The sequence below is a fragment of the Microbacterium sp. NPDC091676 genome (genome assembly GCF_044756645.1).
GTDB lineage: Bacteria > Actinomycetota > Actinomycetes > Actinomycetales > Microbacteriaceae > Microbacterium > Microbacterium paraoxydans_D.
In genome coordinates this window covers 288,153-306,703 of the sequence record NZ_JBIVTI010000001.1, presented here as the reverse complement: position 1 = coordinate 306,703, position 18,551 = coordinate 288,153, and the positions used below count along the sequence as shown (strand labels likewise).

18 protein-coding genes and 1 tRNA gene are annotated in these 18,551 nt (G+C 70.1%); 8 read left to right on the top strand and 11 right to left on the bottom strand.

Annotated elements, in window-relative coordinates; translation table 11 throughout:
* The first annotated feature begins 100 nt into the window (after positions 1-100).
* Together ACIQID_RS01625 and ACIQID_RS01620 are read left to right on the top strand one after the other, a co-directional pair.
* Positions 101-1,198, top strand: coding sequence for an alcohol dehydrogenase catalytic domain-containing protein (locus ACIQID_RS01625; protein WP_400281415.1), 1,098 nt, complete (start codon positions 101-103; stop codon positions 1,196-1,198).
* A 46-nt stretch (positions 1,199-1,244) separates the two neighbouring features.
* Positions 1,245-2,681: an APC family permease gene (locus ACIQID_RS01620; RefSeq protein ID WP_071329494.1), complete on the top strand. Its 1,437-nt coding sequence runs from the start codon at positions 1,245-1,247 to the stop codon at positions 2,679-2,681.
* A 118-nt stretch (positions 2,682-2,799) separates the two neighbouring features.
* Here ACIQID_RS01620 and ACIQID_RS01615 read toward each other — a convergent pair.
* The 5 genes from ACIQID_RS01615 to dusB form a co-directional block, all read right to left on the bottom strand.
* Positions 2,800-2,875 (bottom strand) — tRNA-Asn (locus tag ACIQID_RS01615).
* 97 nt (positions 2,876-2,972) lie between these two features.
* A complete protein-coding gene (locus ACIQID_RS01610; RefSeq protein WP_025103667.1) occupies positions 2,973-3,746 on the bottom strand; it encodes an ATP-binding cassette domain-containing protein in 774 nt (257 codons plus the stop codon).
* A gap of 36 nt (positions 3,747-3,782) precedes the next feature.
* Entirely contained in the window at positions 3,783-5,651 is a 1,869-nt protein-coding gene (gene dnaG, locus ACIQID_RS01605) for a DNA primase (RefSeq protein ID WP_400281411.1), read from the bottom strand.
* Positions 5,651-7,036, bottom strand: a complete 1,386-nt coding sequence (locus ACIQID_RS01600; protein ID WP_331202963.1) for a deoxyguanosinetriphosphate triphosphohydrolase — start codon at positions 7,034-7,036, stop codon at positions 5,651-5,653. Before ACIQID_RS01600 ends, dnaG begins: the two co-directional genes overlap by 1 nt.
* Entirely contained in the window at positions 7,026-8,180 is a 1,155-nt protein-coding gene (gene dusB / locus ACIQID_RS01595; protein ID WP_400281407.1) for a tRNA dihydrouridine synthase DusB, read from the bottom strand. The genes ACIQID_RS01600 and dusB overlap by 11 nt, the downstream gene beginning before the upstream one ends.
* Positions 8,181-8,239: 59 nt before the next feature.
* Between dusB and ACIQID_RS01590 the strand changes: the two genes are divergently transcribed.
* Positions 8,240-8,734 (top strand): glutathione peroxidase, encoded by a 495-nt coding sequence (locus tag ACIQID_RS01590; RefSeq protein WP_062634283.1) that lies wholly within the window; start codon positions 8,240-8,242, stop codon positions 8,732-8,734.
* 143 nt (positions 8,735-8,877) lie between these two features.
* On the top strand, positions 8,878-10,074 hold the full coding sequence (locus ACIQID_RS01585) for a metallophosphoesterase family protein (RefSeq protein ID WP_400281403.1): 1,197 nt from the start codon (positions 8,878-8,880) through the stop codon (positions 10,072-10,074).
* 64 nt (positions 10,075-10,138) lie between these two features.
* Here the strand turns inward: ACIQID_RS01585 and ACIQID_RS01580 are convergent, their stop codons facing one another.
* Positions 10,139-10,813 carry a DsbA family oxidoreductase gene (locus tag ACIQID_RS01580; RefSeq protein ID WP_312672287.1) on the bottom strand — a complete coding sequence of 225 codons (675 nt, stop codon included), beginning with the start codon at positions 10,811-10,813 and terminating at the stop codon, positions 10,139-10,141.
* A gap of 52 nt (positions 10,814-10,865) precedes the next feature.
* Here ACIQID_RS01580 and ACIQID_RS01575 point away from each other — a divergent pair, with 52 nt between their 5' ends.
* Positions 10,866-11,474 (top strand): AAA family ATPase, encoded by a 609-nt coding sequence (locus tag ACIQID_RS01575; RefSeq protein WP_312672286.1) that lies wholly within the window; start codon positions 10,866-10,868, stop codon positions 11,472-11,474.
* On the opposite strand, the gene ACIQID_RS01570 is transcribed toward ACIQID_RS01575, so the two are convergent.
* Both ACIQID_RS01570 and recO read right to left on the bottom strand, forming a co-directional pair.
* Positions 11,417-12,217 carry an isoprenyl transferase gene (locus tag ACIQID_RS01570; protein WP_400281399.1) on the bottom strand — a complete coding sequence of 267 codons (801 nt, stop codon included), beginning with the start codon at positions 12,215-12,217 and terminating at the stop codon, positions 11,417-11,419. The genes ACIQID_RS01575 and ACIQID_RS01570 overlap by 58 nt on opposite strands.
* A complete protein-coding gene (gene recO / locus ACIQID_RS01565; RefSeq protein WP_312672284.1) occupies positions 12,214-12,957 on the bottom strand; it encodes a DNA repair protein RecO in 744 nt (247 codons plus the stop codon). The genes ACIQID_RS01570 and recO overlap by 4 nt, the downstream gene beginning before the upstream one ends.
* Positions 12,958-12,991: 34 nt before the next feature.
* Here recO and ACIQID_RS01560 point away from each other — a divergent pair, with 34 nt between their 5' ends.
* A complete protein-coding gene (locus ACIQID_RS01560) occupies positions 12,992-13,684 on the top strand; it encodes a TRIC cation channel family protein (RefSeq protein WP_312672283.1) in 693 nt (230 codons plus the stop codon).
* A 66-nt stretch (positions 13,685-13,750) separates the two neighbouring features.
* Here ACIQID_RS01560 and ACIQID_RS01555 read toward each other — a convergent pair whose 3' ends face one another.
* Positions 13,751-14,461, bottom strand: a complete 711-nt coding sequence (locus tag ACIQID_RS01555) for a TetR/AcrR family transcriptional regulator (RefSeq protein ID WP_400281394.1) — start codon at positions 14,459-14,461, stop codon at positions 13,751-13,753.
* A gap of 66 nt (positions 14,462-14,527) precedes the next feature.
* Between ACIQID_RS01555 and ACIQID_RS01550 the strand changes: the two genes are divergently transcribed.
* Positions 14,528-14,908, top strand: a complete 381-nt coding sequence (locus ACIQID_RS01550) for a VOC family protein (RefSeq protein ID WP_400281391.1) — start codon at positions 14,528-14,530, stop codon at positions 14,906-14,908.
* 73 nt (positions 14,909-14,981) lie between these two features.
* On the opposite strand, the gene leuA is transcribed toward ACIQID_RS01550, so the two are convergent.
* Positions 14,982-16,736, bottom strand: coding sequence for a 2-isopropylmalate synthase (gene leuA / locus ACIQID_RS01545; protein WP_312672280.1), 1,755 nt, complete (start codon positions 16,734-16,736; stop codon positions 14,982-14,984).
* A gap of 191 nt (positions 16,737-16,927) precedes the next feature.
* Here leuA and ACIQID_RS01540 point away from each other — a divergent pair, with 191 nt between their 5' ends.
* Entirely contained in the window at positions 16,928-17,575 is a 648-nt protein-coding gene (locus tag ACIQID_RS01540) for a hypothetical protein (protein WP_400281388.1), read from the top strand.
* Here ACIQID_RS01540 and ACIQID_RS01535 read toward each other — a convergent pair.
* A complete protein-coding gene (locus ACIQID_RS01535; protein ID WP_400281385.1) occupies positions 17,572-18,513 on the bottom strand; it encodes a zinc-binding alcohol dehydrogenase family protein in 942 nt (313 codons plus the stop codon). The two genes, ACIQID_RS01540 and ACIQID_RS01535, sit on opposite strands and share 4 nt — an antisense overlap.
* Positions 18,514-18,551: the final 38 nt, after the last annotated feature.

The following is an 18,551-nucleotide window of genomic DNA, read 5'->3' as shown; positions in this document are numbered from 1 at the left end:
GATTGTCGAAGAGCGGCCATTCCGTTCACACTTCTGTCGGATGCCGAGGCCTTCCGCTCTCTCCTAGCATCGTGCGCATCCCCACTTCCCGAAGGATGTCATGAAAGCTGTTGTCTTCAGCGACCCCCAGTCGCCCATCGAGTTCGTCGACGTCGACCTCGCTCCGCCTCGCGCCGGTGAGGTGCGGGTGCGCATCGCCGCCGCCGGCGTCTGCCACTCCGACCTGCACGTCAAGCGCGGCGAGTGGGATGCCGCCGCTCCCCTGGTCATGGGCCACGAGGGCTCGGGCGTCGTCACCGAACTCGGCGAGGGCGTCACCACGCTCGCCGTCGGCGACCACGTCGTGCTGAGCTGGGTGCCGCCGTGCGGCGAGTGCCGGTACTGCCGTGCCGGGCACGAAGCCCGGTGCCAGAAGGTCGCGACCGTGGTCGCTCCCCTCGGCGTGCTCTTCGACGGCACGTCCCGGCTGAGCCGCGACGGCGAGCAGCTGCATCACTACCTGGGCGTCTCGTCCTTCGCGGAGGAGGTCGTCGTCCCCGCATCCGGAGCCGTGAAGGTCCGTGACGACGCGCCGCTCGACGTCATCGCCGTCGTCGGCTGCGCGGTCGCGACCGGTGTCGGCGCCGTCCTGAACACCGCCGCCGTGGAACCGGGGTCGACCGTCGCCGTGATCGGCTGCGGCGGCGTCGGGCTCAACGTCGTCCAGGGCGCCCGTCTCGCCGGGGCGGAGCGCATCGTCGCGATCGACGTGCGTCCGGAGAAGACGCAGATGGCCCTGCAGTTCGGGGCCACGGACCGCATCGACGCCTCCCAGGGCGATGCCGTGGCACAGCTGCGCGAACTCATCCCGGACGGCGTCGACTACGCCTTCGACGCGATCGGACGCACCTCCACGACCGAGCAGTCCATCCAGATGCTCGGACTCGGCGGCGCCGCCGTCATCGTCGGGCTGCCGCCCACGGGAGCCCGTGCCTCGTTCGAGCCGCTCGTCCTCGCCGAGGCCGACCAGCGCATCCTCGGCTCGAACTACGGCTCGGTGCGGCCGTCGATCGACGTCCCCGCGCTCGTGGACCGCTACATGGACGGGCAGCTCAAGATCGATCCGCTGATCTCCGGTCGCCGTCCGCTCTCCGAGGCCGCCGCCGCCCTGGACGACCTCGACGGCGGCTCGGCACTGCGCACCCTCCTCATCCCCTGACCGCCCCGCGCGGCTCCCATCCCTGAAACCCGAATCCAGGAGAACCATGTCAGACACCGTCGTCGCCCCGCCCGGCGCCCCGCAGGATGCCGGGCTCCGCACCGGCGTCATGAGCGGACCCGAGCTCGCCGCCCAGGCCATCGCCAACATCGCCCCCAGCGCCGTCATCGCCTTCACGGCCGCCGCCATCTTCCTCGGCGCCGGGAACGGCACCATCTACGCCTTCGCACTGGCCACCATCGTGATCCTGTGCGTCGGCTACTGCGTCGTGGTGTTCGCCCGCAAGCACGCCTCCGCGGGCTCGCTGTACACCTACGTGTCGAAGGGCCTCGGCCCGTTCGGCGCCTTCCTCGCCGGCGTGACGCTGCTGATCGGCTGCTTCGGCATCGCGGCCGCCTCGCTCAGCGGCTCGGTCAGCTACATGGGACAGTTCCTGAGCATGCTGGGCCTGCCCGCCCAGGGACTCGGCTGGGACATCGGCCTGGCGATCGTGCTCGGTGGGCTGGCGACGCTGTTCACCATCCGCGGCATCCGCCTGTCCGCCCGGGTCTCGCTCGTCCTCGAGCTGCTCTCCGTCGGCATCATCCTCGTGCTGCTCATCGCGGCGCTCGCGTGGGCGGGCCCCTCCGCGTGGGACCCCGCGCAGGTGCTCGCGACCGGCTCGTCGTTCCAGGGCATCGCGTCCGGCATGGTGCTGGGCATCCTGGGCTTCGTCGGCTTCTCCTCTGCGGACGCCCTCGGACGCGAGGCCAAGGAGCCGTACAAGGCGATCCCCCGCGCCATCATGTGGAGCGCCCTCGGCGTCGGCGTGCTCTACGTCTTCGCCGCGTACACGCAGATCGCGGTCCTCGGCGACGACCTCGCCACCGCCGCGAGCCCGCTGGAGAGCATGTCCGCCCTCATCGGCATGCCGGGGTGGTTCGCGGCAGTACTCACGTTCGGCGTCTCGGCATCGTTCTTCGCGGTCGTCGTCGCCCCGCTCAACGTGATCGGCCGCATCGTCTACGTGATGGGCAAGGAAGGGGTCGTCGCGGAGCGCTTCGGTCGCACGCACGAGCAGCACCTCACGCCGCACCGCGTGCTCATCCTCGCCGGTGCCGCGGCGATCACGGTCGACATCGTGCTGCTGGTGGCGGGAGCGGCCACGGGCGACATCCTCGTCTGGGTCAACACCTGGGGCACCTACGGCTACATGGTCGCCTACGCCCTCGTCGCCATCGCGTGCGTGGTCTACACGCAGCGGGCGAAGATGCGGAACGGTCTCGTGAAGGTGTGCGCCACGGTCGCCGTCGTGACGATGGCGTACGTCTTCTTCGCGAACGTGTGGCCCGTACCGGCCTTCCCGTACAACGTGATCCCCTACGTGTTCCTCGTGACCGTCGCTCTCGCGCTGACCCGGTACGCCTACCTCGCCCGTCGCCGCCCTGACGTGATCGCCCGGATCGGCAACACCGAGACGAGCGCCATGGAGGGCGTCGGCTGAACCCTCCACCCTGACAGGAAGAGCCTCTCCGCCAGGAGGGGCTCTTCCTGTGTCCGGGCGTGCAGACGAGCGGTCCGGGAACGAGAGAAGCCCCCTCCGTGGAGGGGGCTTCTCTCGTTGGCTCCCCGGCTTGGACTCGAACCAAGAACCTGCCGGTTAACAGCCGGCTGCTCTGCCAATTGAGCTACCGAGGAATGTGCACCGCGGTGCGGGCAACTCGTCAAGCTTAGCAAACTCGTGACGCTGTTCGTGACACCGGGCCACCTTCCGCGACCCTCGGGCGTGTCGCGCTCAGCGGCGGGAATCCGACTCCGCGTTGGGCACCCAGAGCAGGTCCTTGCCGACGCCGCGCGCGACGACGTGCCCCCCGCGCAGCATGAGCGTCTCGGCGTTCAACTCCCGGATGAAGTCCGCGTCGTTGGTGACGAGGAGAGCCGCCATCCCCTCCTCCTTGCGACGCCGGGTGATGGCGTCGAAGACGACCGGTCGCACCTCCAGATCGAGGTTCGCGAGGATCTCGTCGGCGATGAGCACCCGCGGCTCCAGCACGAAGGAGCGGGCGATCGCGACCCGCTGGCGCATGCCCGCACTGAGCTCGTAGGGGAACTTCGCCGCGGTCCCGAGCGGCAGGTGGAGCTCATCCAGGAGCGTCGCCACCCGGATGGAGAGCGCGCGGGTGTTGACGCGCTTCTCCCGGATGAGGATCGGCTCGGCGATGACCTCGTTGACCGTCAGCTGCGGCGGCAGATCCGCCCCGGCGCCCTGGGGCACGAAGCCGGTGCGATAGGTGAGGATGCGGTGCTTGCGACCCGGACGACGGATGTCGATGCCGCAGACCTGTGCCCGGCCGCCGACGACGCGCACCGAGGGATCCGTGGAACCCGCAAGTGCGGCGACGAGCGTCGACTTGCCCGAGCCGGTCGGTCCCGCGACGCAGATGAGCCCGCCGGGGGCGAGCGAGAACGTCACGCCGTCGACCGCGCGATTGGGCGTGCCGTGACCGATCCGGTCGATGACCAGATCGGAGCACTCGATCGCGTTCGAGGATTCGGGCGTACGGGGCATATCTCCATCCTGCCGTCTCGTCCGGGACCGTTCCGGTTACGACTCGGCGAAGAACCGCTGGCGCTCCACGTCGATGTCCCGCAGCCGCACCCGCAGCGCGCGTCCGCCGTCGGAGTCCGCGGGGACGCGCTGGACCGCGCCCAGCAGCTCCTGCTTCTCGTACTCGAGCTGGCGCACCACCAGCCGTCGGGCGAGATCCGTCGCGGACGCCACCGCGCCGGCCTCGTCCCGCGCCGGGAACGGCGTCATCAACAGCTCGCCGGCGAGCGAACGGTACGGCTCGCGCACGCTGTTCACCGCGTCCGTCACCCATCCGGCACGGCTGCGGTCGGGGGCCGCGGCGACCGCCTCGCGCACCGCATCGAGGCCGGGGGTGCGGAACGGCTCCGCGAGGGCTCGGGTCAGCAGCGCCGCATCGATCTGGTGACCGTACTGGAGGGCACCCATGAGCGCGTCGCGCTCCACGGCGACGTCGGGCGAACGGGGCAGGCTGGCGAGCGTCACGGCCGCGACGACCGGCCCGCCCGTGGCGGGATCGACCCGCGGCGAGGCCTCCCGACGCGTCTGAGGAGCGGCGGCCTGCGCACCGCGCGCGGCGCGCTCGACCTCCCCGTGCACCTCGGTCGGGTCCATGCCGAGACGGCGTGCCAGCACCCGCTCGTAGCCGGGCCGCAGGAGGCGGTCGCGGATCTCCGCGACGATCGGGGCCGCCGCGCGGAGGGCGCCGACCCGGCCCTCGACCGTGGCGAGGTCGAAGCCGGCGAGCTTGCGGTCGATCGCGAACTCGAACATCGGCTGCTTCGCGTCCATGAGACCGCGCACCGCCGCGTCTCCGCGCTGCAGCCGGAGGTCGCACGGATCGAGGCCGTCCGGTGCGACCGCGACGAACGTCTGCGCGTTGAACCGGTCGTCCTCGGTGAACGCCCGCAGGGCGGCCTTCTGCCCCGCCTCGTCGCCGTCGAAGGTGAACACCACCTCCCCGGACGCGTTGTCGTCGCCCATGACCCGGCGGAGGACCTTGATGTGCTCGGAGCCGAAGGCCGTGCCACAGGTCGCGACCGCGGTCGTCAGGCCGGCGAGGTGGCAGGCCATCACGTCGGTGTAGCCCTCGACGACGACGACCCGGCGGGGGTCGCCGCGAGCGATGTCCCGCTTGGCGAGGTCGAGCCCGTAGAGCACCTGCGCCTTCTTGTAGATCGGGGTCTCGGGGGTGTTGAGGTATTTGGGGCCCTGATCGTCGTCGAAGAGCTTGCGGGCGCCGAAGCCGATGGTCTGCCCCGACACGTCGCGGATCGGCCAGACGAGGCGGCCGCGGAAACGGTCGTACACGCCGCGCTGGCCCGTCGAGACGAGGCCCGCGGTGCTCAGCTCCTCGCGCGTGAACCCCTGCGCGGTCAGCGCCTTGAGCATGCCGTCCCAGCCGCGGGGGGCGAAGCCGACGCCGAAGTGCGCCGCCGCGCCGGCGTCGAAACCGCGCTCCCCGAGGAAACGGCGGGCGGCCTCGGCATCCGGGGACAGCAGCTGGGAGCGGAAGAACTCCGCCGCCGCCGTGTTCGCCGCATACAGGCGGCTGCGACCGCTGGTCTCGGGCGCCGGGCCGCCGTCTTCGTAGTGGAGGGTGTAGCCGATCCGGCCCGCGAGCCGCTCCACCGCCTCCGTGAAGCTGACGTGGTCCATGGCGCGGAGGAAGGAGTACACGTCGCCGGACTCGCCGCAGCCGAAGCAGTGGTAGTAGCCGACCTGCTGACGCACGTGGAAGCTGGGGCTCTTCTCGTCGTGGAAGGGGCAGAGCCCCTTGAGCGACCCGACTCCCGCCGATTTGAGGGCGACGCGCTCCCCCACGATGTCCGCGATGTTGGTGCGGGCCTTGACCTCGTCGACATCGGCCTGCCGGATACGGGGCATCAGCGTGCGCCTTCTGCGACGGGCCGCCTCTCGACAGGCGTGCGCGCGCCGGGGCGCGCATGACGCGGCGTCCAGATGCCGACCTCCGCCGGGTCGATCTCGCCGACCAGCCGGTTGTGCCAGTCGATCGCACTCTGATCGGTCAGGCTCGCGATCTGGTCCACGACCACGCGCGCCCGCTCCGCGTCGCCCTCGGCGGCGACGAAGTCGGCTGCGAACGCGGGCTCCAGCACGTCGGCACCGGCCGACCACAGGGTGTCCGTCGACCACAGGGCATCGGCCAGCCGCTTGAGGACCCTCCGCTGCTCCTTGTAGACGCCCTTCCTGGCCTCGATCGTGACGATCGCCTGACCCATGATCCCCTTGAGCACGGCGATCTCGACCTCGACGACGCGGGGCACGATCACGTGCGCGTTGTAGCGGACCAGGCGGGTGCCGCCGAAGGCCTCGCGCGTGGCCGAGACCGCCGCGCGGGCGAACCGGCCGATGAGGTCGCTGGTCAGGTTCTTGAGCCGGGCGAGATCCTGTCGGGAACGATCGAAGGACGCGAGCCACATCGGCTGCGAGGCGAGCCGGTAGAGCGCATCGGCGAGTTCGTCGCGCGTGAAGTCGTAGCCGACCCACTGCTGGATCCGGCTGAGCAGGGCCTCGTGCGCCGCCGGGTCGGCGAGCTGCGCGACGTCGACGTAGCCGTTGACGATCGCGTCCTCGAAGTCGTGCACCGAGTAGGCGATGTCGTCGGAGAGGTCCATGATCTCGGCCTCGATGCAGCGCAGCCGCCCCGGTGCTCCGTCGCGCATCCAGCGGAACACGGCCTCGTCCTCCGGGTAGACGCCGAACTTCAGTCGGCCGCCCGGGTCGGGGACGGGACTGTCGACCGTCCACGGGTACTTGCAGGTCGCGTCGAGGCTCGCCCTCGTGAGGTTCAGCCCGACGGAGGAGCCGTCGGCGTCGAGCGCCTTCGCCTCCAGCCGGGTGAGGATGCGCAGGGACTGGGCGTTGCCCTCGAAGCCGCCGATGTCCGCCGCCCACTCGTTCAGCGCGCGCTCCCCGTTGTGGCCGAACGGCGGGTGGCCGAGGTCGTGGCTCAAGCAGGCGGTGTCCACCACGTCCGCCGAGACGCCGAGGGCGGTGGCGAGCTCCCGGCCGACCTGAGCGACCTCGAGCGAGTGGGTCAGGCGATTGCGCGCGAAGTCGGCCGTGCTGGCGGGACTGAGCACCTGCGTCTTGGCGGCGAGTCGCCGAAGAGCGGCGGAGTGCAGCACCCGGGCCCGGTCGCGGGCGAAGTCGTCCCGCTCGGAACGATGGGTCTCCGCGAAGAAGCGCTCCGCGTCGCGAGGGTCGTAACCGTCGGCGCGTGCGCCGACCCTGGGGTCATCCGCCACTGTTCTCGATCTCCGCTCCACGCATCATCTCCGAGGCCGACGAGGCGAGCTCGCGCGACTCCAGCCACTTCTCCGGAAGCGCGGTCCTCTTCGGGTGCCCCGCGCGGCCGCGCTGCCCTTCGGCGTCCGCACCCGGGTACGGGGCCGCACGATCGAGCCGTCCGAGGAGGTCGTCGATCTCCTGCAGGCTCGACGCGGTGGCCAGGCCGGTGCGGATGTCGCCGCCCACGGGGTAGCCCTTGAAGTACCAGGAGACGTGCTTGCGGATGTCGCGGCAGCCGCGGTCCTCGTCCTCGAAGAACTCGACGAGCAGCTCCGCATGCCGGCGGAAGGCGTCGGCCACGAAGCCGAGGGTCGCATCGACCGTCTTGCCCTCTCCCCCGAACGCGAGGGCCAGCTGCCCGAACAGCCACGGCCGTCCCAGGCACCCGCGGCCGACGACCACGCCGTCGCAGTCGGTCTCCGCCATCATCCGCACGGCGTCGTCCGACGACCAGATGTCGCCGTTGCCCAGCACGGGGATGCTGGTCACGGCCTGCTTGAGCTCGCCGATCGCACTCCAGTCGGCGTGACCGGAGTAGAACTCGCTCGCGGTCCTGGCGTGCAGAGCCACGGCGGCGGCTCCGGCATCCTCCGCGGCACGGCCGGCGTCGAGGAAGGTGAGGTGGTCGCGGTCGATGCCCTTGCGCATCTTCACCGTCAACGGGATGTCGCCGGCGGCTTTGACGGCCTGATCGACGATGTCCGAGAAGAGCTTCGACTTCCACGGCAGCGCCGCTCCGCCGCCCTTGCGCGTCACCTTCGGGACCGGGCAGCCGAAGTTGAGGTCGATGTGGTCAGCGTGGTCTTCCGCGACGATGATGCGGACGGCCTCGGCGATGGTCTGGGGGTCGACGCCGTAGAGCTGGATGGACCGCGGCGTCTCGGACTCATGGTGCCGGATGAGACGCATCGTGGTCTCGTTGCGTTCGACCAGCGCGCGCGAGGTGATCATCTCGCTCACGTAGAGGCCGGCCCCGTACTCCCGGCACAGGCGTCGGAAGGCCGTGTTCGTGATCCCGGCCATCGGCGCGAGGACGACCGGCACGTCGAGGTCGATCGGGCCGATGCGGAGGGGGCGGGCGGGGGCGGTGGCGAGAGTCATGGCGTGTCCATTCTCCCAGACCCGGAGCCGGTGGGGATGCGGCGACCTAAGCTGTGCATATGACCGATCCCGCCCTCCGTTCCATCCCCTTCACCGACGCCCAGGGCCAGCAGAAGACTCTGGACGATCTCGGCGCCGACGTGGTGCTCGTGGTGAACGTCGCCTCGAAGTGCGGACTGACCCCGCAGTACGAGCAGCTGGAGGAGCTGCAGCGCCGGTTCGGCGACCGCGGCTTCACCGTGGTCGGCTTCCCCTGCAACCAGTTCTTCGGCCAGGAGCCCGGGTCGGTCGACGAGATCCTCGAGTTCTGCTCCACGACGTACGGCGTCTCCTTCCCCGTGAACGACAAGATCAAGGTCAACGGCAAGAACGCCGCCGAGCTCTACAAGGCTCTCAAGGAGACGCCGGACGCGGGGGGCAAGGCCGGCCGCGTCGAGTGGAACTTCGAGAAATTCCTCGTGCTTCCGGACGGCGACGTGCTCCGCTTCCGGCCCAAGCAGAAGCCCGACGCCCCGGAGATCGTCCAGGCGATCGAGGCCGCGCTCCCCCGCTGAGCGTCGTTCACCTCCGCGTCACGCGCGCACCGCGTCCCGGCGCTCGACGAGGCCGTCCTCGTTCATCTTCCGGTCTCCCCGTCGACATCTGGCGTCCCTAGTCTCACCGCGGCGACACGCGCCGAAGACGAAGGAGACCACGAATGCCCGACCGACTGCCCCTCAGCCGGCGAACTGTCCTCACCGCGGGAGCGCTCGGCGCGCTCGGCACCGCCCTCCCCCTCGGAGCCGCTCCCGCCGCGGCGACCGTCGTCCCCGCAGCGCCGGGTGGCGGCCAGGGACGGAGCCTGCGCTTCCGTGCGGACGGCACCTTCAAGGTCGTCCAGTTCAACGACACGCAGGACGACGAGCTCACCGACCGTCGCACCGTCGAGCTGATGGAGAAGGTGCTCGACCAGGAGAAGCCGGACTTCGTCGTCATCAACGGCGATGTGATCACGGGCGGCTGCGAGACGCGGCTGGCGGTGAAGCAGGCGATCAACAACGTCGTCATGCCGATGGAGACCCGTCGCATCCCCTGGGCCGTCACCTACGGCAACCATGACGAGGACTCGCTGCCTCAGTCCGGCGTCGATGAGGCGGGGATGCTGCAGATCTACCGGTCGTACGAGTACAACGTGAACGCCGAGAGCACGCGCGGCGTGACGGGTACGAGCAACACGATCGTGACGATCGGCTCCGCCGCCAAGAAGAACCGGGAGACGTTCGCCCTCTGGCTGATGGATTCGGGCCGGTATGCGCCGGACGCCATCGACGGCCAGGACTTCGCCGGCTACCCGGCCTGGGATTGGCTGCGGATGGACCAGGTGGCCTGGTACCGCGAGCAGTCGCAGCGGCTGGAGCAGCGCCGAGGACGCAAGGTGCCCGGCCTCATGTTCCTCCACATCGCCCTGTGGGAGCACCGCTTCATGTGGTGGGGCGGTGTGGACACCCGCACGGCGGCCGACGCCGCCCGCGGCAGAGCCCGCCACGGCATCATCGGGGAGCGCAACGAGGACGAGTGCCCCGGTCCGTTCAACTCGGGGATGTTCAACGCGATCCTCGAGCGCGGCGACGTGAAGGGCGTCTTCGTCGGCCACGATCACGTCAACGACTACATGGGCGACTACTACGGCGTGATGCTCGGGTACGCCCCCGGCACCGGCTTCGGCGCCTACGGTCTCGCCGGCGCCGAGCGCAACCGCCTCCGGGGCGGCCGGGTGTTCGAGCTGACGGAAGCCGGCGAGGACGTCACGATCGCCACGCGCGTCGTGTATGCCAGGGATCTCGGCATCGACCTGACCGCGAACGACCAGCCTATGGAGCCGCTCCCCCTCGGGCCCCGCCAGCAGCGCCTCTGAGGCCGGGCAGCAGAACGGCGGGGACCCCCGACCCGGGGTCCCCGCCGTCGTCTGCCGGTGCGGGTCAGGCGTCGACCGCGGTGCTGCGCTGCGCCCAGAGGTCGCGGATCACGTTCTCGAACGCGGCCGGCGGCTGCGCACCGCTGATGCCGTACTGGCCGTCGACCACGAAGAACGGCACCCCCTGGATGCCATACGCGCGGGCCTGCGCCTGGTCCTGACGGACATCGGCGAGGTACTGCTCGCTCTCGAGCGCGGCACGGGCACGATCGGCATCGAGACCGACCTCGGCGGCGAGGGCGACGAGGTCGTCGATGCGTCCCACGTGCTTGCCCTCGGTGAAGTAGGCGGACATGAGCCGCTCCTCCATCTCGTGCTGGCGCCCCTCGGCCTTCGCGAAGTGGAGCAGCTCGTGCGCCTTCACGGTGTTCGTGTGCTGCAGCAGGTCGAACCGGTACTGCAGGCCCGCGTTCGCGGCGACGTTCGTGACGTTGGCCAGCATCTGCTCGACCTGTGTGCGCGGCATGCCCTTGTGGCCGGAGAGGAAGTCGATCTCATCGCCGTCGAAGTCGACCGGTGTGTCCGGGGAGAGCTCGAACGAGTGGAAGGTGACCGTGACCTGCGGAGCGTCCTCGTCGGCGGAGACCGCTTCCAGACCCTTCTCGAGGTTGCGCTTGCCGATGTAGCACCAGGGGCAGGCGATGTCGGACCAGATGTCGATGGAGATGGGTTCAGTCACACCGGGGACAACCGCTCGGGCGTCCGACGTATTCCGTCAGTAGAATCCTCGGATGCTCTCCGCCGACGATCCTCTGCCCTTCCGGCCCGCGCGGGTGCTCGTCGCGGGGGTCACCGGCTCGGGGAAGACGACCCTGTCCCGCCGGCTCGCCGCGCTCTGGGACCTCCGCCACGTGGAGATCGACGGGCTGTTCCACGGCCCGGACTGGATCCCGCGCGCGGAGTTCCTCGACGACGTGCGCGCCTTCGCGGCGGAGGAGCGCTGGGTGACCGAATGGCAGTACACGAGCAAGGGCACCGACGAGATCCTCACCCCGAGGGCGCAGCTCGCTCTCTGGCTCGACTACCCGTACCGCGTGGTGCGGTCGCGTCTGCTCCGGCGCACCCTCAGCCGCAGCATCCTCCGCACCCGGATGTGGAACGGGAACGTCGAGAAGCCGATCTGGCACCTCCTGCGCAGCGATCCGGAGGCGAACATCCTGGCCTGGCAGACCAAGACGCTGCGAACCTGGGCGGAGCGCTTTCCGGAGGTCGAGGCGCGCTTCCCCCACCTCACGATCGTGCGACTGACCCATCCGCGGGAGACGGAGCGCTGGCTGCGGGCTCAGGCCGAGGTCGGGGTGTCCACGGCGCCGCCGAAGCGTCGGTCGCGGGAGAGGTAGACCCCGATCGCGCGCCAGAGCTCCTCGCGGGAGAAGTCGGGCCACAGCGTGTCAAGGAAGACCATCTCGGCGTAGGCCGACTGCCACAGCAGGAAGTTCGACGTGCGCTGTTCCCCCGAGCTGCGCAGGAACAGGTCCACGTCCGGCATGTCCGGGACGTAGAGGTGACGACGGATCGTCTTCTCGCTGATCGCGTTCGGCTTCACCCGCCCGGCCGCGACGTCGGCCGCGATGGCCCGCATCGCGTCGACGAGTTCGACCCTGCCCCCGTAGTTGACGCACATGGTGAGGGTGAGCACGTCGTTGTCACGGGTGAGCTGCTCGGCGTGCTGGAGCTCCTTTATGACGCTCCCCCACAGGCGCGGCTTGCGCCCGGCCCACCGCACGCGCACGCCCCACTCGTTGAGCTGATCCCGACGGCGATGCAGCACATCGCGGTTGTACCCCATGAGGAAGCGGACCTCCTCGGGCGAACGGGCCCAGTTCTCGGTGGAGAACGCATAGACGGAGAGGTGCTTCACGCCGGCCTGGATGGCGCCGGCGACGACGTCGAGCAGCACCTCCTCCCCGGCCTTGTGGCCCTCGATGCGGTTGAGGCCACGGCGGTTCGCCCAGCGGCCGTTGCCGTCCATGACGATGGCGACGTGCTCCGGGACGGCCGGGAACGCGGGCGGGTACACGCCGGTCCAGTCGAGCGGCCGGTACGGCACGGCGTCCTTGTGCGTGTAGGGCTTCGGGCTCACCGTGCTCCTTCTCCGGGGGTGGACGACACGTGCGCGAGCGAGCGGATGCCCCGCTCCAGGTGCCACTGGGCGTACGCCGCGACGAGGCCCGACGCGGCGGCGGTGTCGGCGTGCGGGGCCGCGTCGATGAGGTCCCAGTCGCCGCGGATCAGCGCCCGCAGCAACGTCAGGGTCTTCTCCGCGATCCGGGGGCTGCCGGCCGGTGCGTCGGCGTGGCACACGAGCCCGCCCAGCTGCGCGACGAAGACGGCGTGCGGCCCCGGAGCCCCGCAGCGCGCGCAGTCTTCGAGGGACGGTGCCCACCCCGAGAGGGACATGACCCGCAGCAGGTACGAGTCGAGGATGCTGCGCGGAGCGTGCTCGCCCCGGGACAGCGCCCGCAGCCCGCCGACGAGCAGGAGGTACTGCTCCGGGGTCGCCTCGGCGTCGCTGAGGCGGTCGGCCGTCTCGACCATGGCGTTCGCGGCGGTGAAGCGGTCGTAGTGCGCGGCGATGTCCGTGCCGTAGGCCCCGAGCGACTCTGCCTGCTGCACGATGTCGAGCGAGCGGCCTTCGTAGAGCTGCACGTCCGCGACCATGAACGGCTCGAGGCGGGAGCCGAACTTCGACGAGGTGCGACGCACACCTTTGGCGACCGCACGCACCTTGCCGTGCCGCCGGGACAGCATCGTGACGATGCGATCCGCCTCACCCAGCTTGTGGGTGCGCAGGATCACCGCTTCGTCTCGATAGGTGGGCACCCTTCGATTATCCTCCGTGCGCGACAATGGACGGGTGACCGAACCGCTCTTCACCATTCCGCTGTGGGCGGACCTCCTCGGCGTCGGGCTCGGCGGAGTGCAGGGCGCGATGTTCGCGTCAGGCTTCCAGGGCCAGCAACGACTCGACTGGCTCGGCGTGGCGATCATCGGCATCATGATCGGCATGGGCGGCGGCCTCATCCGCGACATCCTGCTCGGCCAGACCCCGGCCACTCTGCAGAACCAGTGGTACCTGGTGACCGCGGCGGGAGCGGCGCTTCTGGGAATGCTGCTGGGCGGGCTGTTCACCCGGCTCAACGCCGCCATCGTCGCGCTCGACGCCGTGGTGATCGGCATGTTCGGCGCCTTCGGCACGAGCAAGGCCCTCGCGTTCGGCATCCCCGAGGTTCCCGCGGTCTTCATCGGCGTCTGCGCCGCCGTCGGCGGGAGCGTCCTCCGGGACATGCTGATGGGGCTGCCGACCGCGATCATGCACGTCGGCTCCCTGTACGCGGTGGCCGCGGCCGCCGGGTGCACGTTCATCGTCGTCGCGAACGCGCTCGGTATGCCGATCCCGCTCGCGGCCGTCATCGGCATCGCCGTGACCGCGGTGATCCGGATCCTCGCGGTCGTGTTCGACGTCTCGCTCCCGGAGCAGCGGCGGCTCCACCGTCGCAAGGTCGCCGCGGAGACCGGTGCGATCGCGATCGTGAAGTCCCAAGACTGACTTCGAATCGCGCGACTGGTCCCATCCGGCGGCCGAATACGACCAGTCGCGCGATTCGAAAGAGGGTCAGGTGGCGGCGAGCCCGTCGATCACGCGCGCGAGACCGAAGTCCCACGCCGTTCGCGCGTCGTAGGGCGCCCCCATCGCTTCTCCGGCAGCCTGGCCCACCGACCGGGCGAGCGGCATGTCGTCACCCAGATAGGCCGCCAGACGCGGTGCCGCCTCCACCCACGAAGCCGCGAACGACTCGGCACTCTGCTGCTCCCGCATGCGCGCCGCCGCCGAGAGGCTGAAATCCAGCACGAAGCTCAATGCCGCGTCGCGCTCCACGGCGCCGAGGCCGAGGCCGTCGAAGGCGTGGAGCTCCCGGTCGTACTTGGCGATGGTGCCAGGGCCGAGCGCGACGCGCGGATCGTGGATGTCGATGAGCCACGGGTGGGTTCGGAGGAGCCGCAGATTGTCCTCGGCGACCGCCCGGACCGCCGCCCGCCACCCGGAGGCCTGCACAGGCGCGACGAGCATCCTGGCATGCACAGCGTCCGCCATCAGGACGAGCAGGTCGGCGCGGCTGTTGACGTGCGTGTAGATCGACATCGGAGTCAGCTCGAGACTCATCGCGAGGGACCGGATCGTCACCGCGCCGAGGCCGTCGGCGTCAGCCCGCGCGACGGCGCGGTCGACGACATCATCCGTCGAGTGACGCGCCTTCGGCCCGCGCCGTGGGGCCGGAGCGACGGGGCTGTGCCGCCAGAGCAGATCGACGAGGTTCTTGGTCATCGGGAATAGCCTAGACCGCTCGGGCCTTAACCCTATACGCTGTACAGACTTTCGGAATGGAGAACCGTGAACATCACGCAGACCGCCCTGTCGCTCAACGTCCCCGACGTCGCCGCCTCCGCGGCCTTCGCCATGACGCACTTCGGATTCGAGGAGGCGATGTCCGCGGAGGGCTTCGTCTCGTTGCAGCACCCGGGGCCCGTACCGAACGTCGTCTTCCTCGAGACGGGGCTGTCGACGTTCCGCCCGGAGGAGATCGCCGGATCCGCCGGCCAGGGCACCCTGATCGTCTTCGTCGTCGACGAGATCGACCGGGAGTTCGCCCGCATCGCCGCCGCGGGCGCTCGCGTGGTCACCGCTCCCGAGACCGAGCCCTGGGGCGAGCGGTACTGCCAGTTCGCCGACCCCAACGGCCTCGTCTGGCAACTGGTGCAGTGGATGGACTGATCCGTCACTTCGAATCGCGTGACTGGTCCCATCCGGCGGCCGGATACGACCAATCGCGCGATTCGAAAGAGGGTCAGACGGCGGCCAGCTCCTGCTGACGGCTGCGGATCGAACGGTTCACACCGGACACGATCGCCTTGAGCGACGCGGTCGAGATGTCGCCGTCGATGCCGACGCCCCACAGGCGCTGGTCGCCCACCTGCAGCTCGACGTAGGCCGCGGCCTGCGCGTCACCACCGGCGCTGAGAGCGTGCTCGACGTAGTCGTAGACCGTGATGTCGAAGCCCTGGCCCCGGAGCACCTCGACGAACGCCGCGACCGGACCGTTGCCGTTGCCCGAGACGGAGACCTCCTGGTCGTCGTCCCGCAGCACGACGTCGAGCACGACGTCGCCGGACATGTCACTCCGGGTCTGCGTGGCGAGCAGCTCGAACCGCCCCCACTTCGCCTCGGTATCGACGGCCGGCAGGTACTCGTCGGTGAAGATCGACCAGATCTGGTCGCTGGTGACCTCGCCGCCCTCGGCATCCGTCTTAGCCTGCACGACACCCGAGAACTCGATCTGCAGCTTGCGCGGCAGGTCGATCGCGTGGTCGGACTTCAGCAGGTACGCGACCCCGCCCTTGCCGGACTGCGAGTTCACGCGGATCACGGCCTCGTACGACCGACCGAGGTCCTTCGGGTCCACGGGCAGGTACGGCACGGCCCACTCGATCTCGTCGACCGTCACGCCCTGCGCCTCGGCCTTGGCGGCCATGGCCTCGAAGCCCTTCTTGATGGCGTCCTGGTGCGAGCCGCTGAACGCGGTGAAGACGAGGTCCCCGGCCCACGGGCTGCGCTCGGGCACCGGCAGCTGGTTGCAGTACTCGACCGTGCGCTTGACCTGGTCGATGTCGCTGAAGTCGATCTGCGGGTCGATGCCCTGCGTGAACATGTTGATGCCGAGGGCGACGAGGTCGACGTTGCCCGTGCGCTCCCCGTTGCCGAACAGGCAGCCTTCGATGCGGTCGGCTCCGGCCATGTACCCCAGCTCGGCCGCGGCGATCGCGGTGCCGCGGTCGTTGTGCGGGTGCAGCGATAGGATCACGTTCTCGCGGTGGTTCAGGTGACGGCTCATCCACTCGATCGAGTCGGCGTAGACGTTCGGCGTCGCCATCTCCACGGTCGCGGGGAGGTTGATGATGACCTTGCGGTCCGGCGTGGGCTCGAAGATCTCGATGACCTGGTTGCAGACGTCGACCGCGAACTCCAGCTCGGTGCCGGTGTAGCTCTCCGGGGAGTACTCGTAGTACACCTGCGTGTCCGGGATCGTCTTCTCGAACCGACGGCACAGCCGGGCACCCTCGAGCGCGATGTCGATGATGCCCTGCTTGTCGGTGCGGAAGACGACCTCGCGCTGCAGCACGCTCGTGGAGTTGTACAGGTGCACGATGGCCTGCTTGGCTCCCGCGATCGCCTCGTAGGTGCGCGCGATCAGGTGCTCGCGCGCCTGCGTCAGGACCTGGATCGTGACGTCATCCGGGATGACGTTCTCCTCGATGAGCTGACGCACGAAGTCGAAGTCGGTCTGGCTCGCCGAGGGGAAGCCGACCTCGATCTCCTTGTAGCCCATGCTCACGAGCAGCTCGAACATGACGCGCTTGCGCTCGGGCGACATCGGGTCGATGAGGGCCTGGTTGCCGTCGCGGAGGTCGACCGCGCACCAGCGGGGCGCCTCGGTGATGCGGGCGTCGGGCCAGGTGCGGTCAGGCAGGTGGACGGCGATCTGCTCGTGGAACGGCCGGTACTTGTGGATCGGCATCGCGGACGGGCGCTGGGTGTTCTGCATGATGGGGCTTCTTCTCTTCGTCAAGATGAACGGGCCAACACAAGCGCCGCGACGAGGAAGGCCCTAGCTTTAGGACTCGTCGCGGCAGCTAAGAAGAAGCAGACCGCCGAAAGGCATGTGGTCATGCTAGCAGGGAAGCCGCGGGCGTTTCGACGTCGGAGACGATGCGTGCGGGCGCGACACTGGTCGGTATGAGCATCTTCCGCGACCGCCCTGTCACCGCCGTCGGCGTCGCGACGGCGGTGCTGCTGCTGACCGGCTGCACCACGGCGCCGGGAGTATCCCCTCCACCGACCAGCACGACCGTCCCCTCGGACATGCTCCTGGAGGAGGCGGAGCCCGCACCGCCGCAGGACCCTGTGGTCGCCACCGGAACCGTCCTCGACGAGTCCGGGGACGTGCGGTTGTGTCTCGGCGCGATCCGCGAGTCGCACCCTCCGCAGTGCGATGGCGTCCCGCTCGAGGACTGGAGTTGGGACGGTGTGGACGGCGACGAGGCGTCCGGGGAGACGCGGTGGGGGGCCTACGCGGTCACCGGCACCTGGGACGGCGAGCGATTCACGGTGACAGAACCTCCCGCCCTCCTCGCGCTCTACGATCCGATGGCGCCGGACGACCCCACGGCGGGCGTGGACGGCACCAGCGCCGCGGCGGAGCTCGACCGCGTGCAGAACGACATCAGCGGCCGCCTCGGCGTCGAGGCGCTCACGCTGGCCACCGACCGCGGCTACGTGTGGCTCCAGGTCGTCTGGGACGACGGGACGATGCAGAAGGCCGTCGATGAGGAGTACGGCGAGGACGTCGTGGTCGTGACCTCGGCGTTGCGGGAGATCGACTAGCCCTCGGGTATCAGCGCCAGCTTGCCGCCCGGGTGACCGGTGGCGAGGAGCCGGTGGGCGTCGGGAGCCTCGCCCAGCGGGAAGGTCCGCGCGACGGGGACCACGAGGTCGCCGATCTGCGCCAGGGCGATGAGCTCGCTGCGCACCTCGTCCCGGAACCGTGCGCTGTCCGGCATCGATCCCGCGATGGCGAGGAAGCCCTCGGCGGACGCCCGCGACGGATTCGCGATCGTGACGATCCGCCGGCGGTCGGCCACCAGACCCAGGGAGACGTCGATGGCCTCGTCCGTTCCCACGGCGTCGAGAGCCGCGGCTATCGGGCCGTCCGCCAGCGCGCGCACCCGATCCGCGAGCCCGGCACCGTGGGACACCGGGATGCCGCCGAATCGCCGCACCTCGTCGAAGCGCCCCGGGCTCGCCGTGCCGATGACCCGGACGTCCCGCAGCCGCGCCTGCTGCAGCACGCTGACCCCCACCGCACCGGATGCTCCGTGCAGCAGGATCGTCTCGCCCGGGGCCGCGCCGGTGACGGCGAGCATCTCGGCAGCGGTCGTGCCGACGAGCAGCAGGTTCGCCGCCTCCGGATGCGAGAGCGTCGTCGGCTTCGCGAAGACCTTGGCAGCCGGCACCGTGACCTCGGACGCATACCCGCCCCGGACGCGGAAGGCCACCACCTCATCCCCGAGCTCGGCATCGCCGGAGCCGATGCGGGTCCCGGGGCCGATCGCCACGAGCTCACCCGAGACCTCGTATCCGATGGCGACGGGGAACTCCAGCCCCGACCGGGCCGTCGCCACGTGCTTCGCGTCGGCCGGATTCACTCCGGCGGCGCGGACCCGGATCGTGACCTCGCCCGTGCGCGGCGCCGCGGGCACGTACTCCTCGAAGGTCCACGACTCGGGAGGCCCCGCCGTCGTCGCCACCCAGTGCTCCGCCATGCTCCCGTTCCTCGTCGTCTCTCGTACGGGCTGCCGCG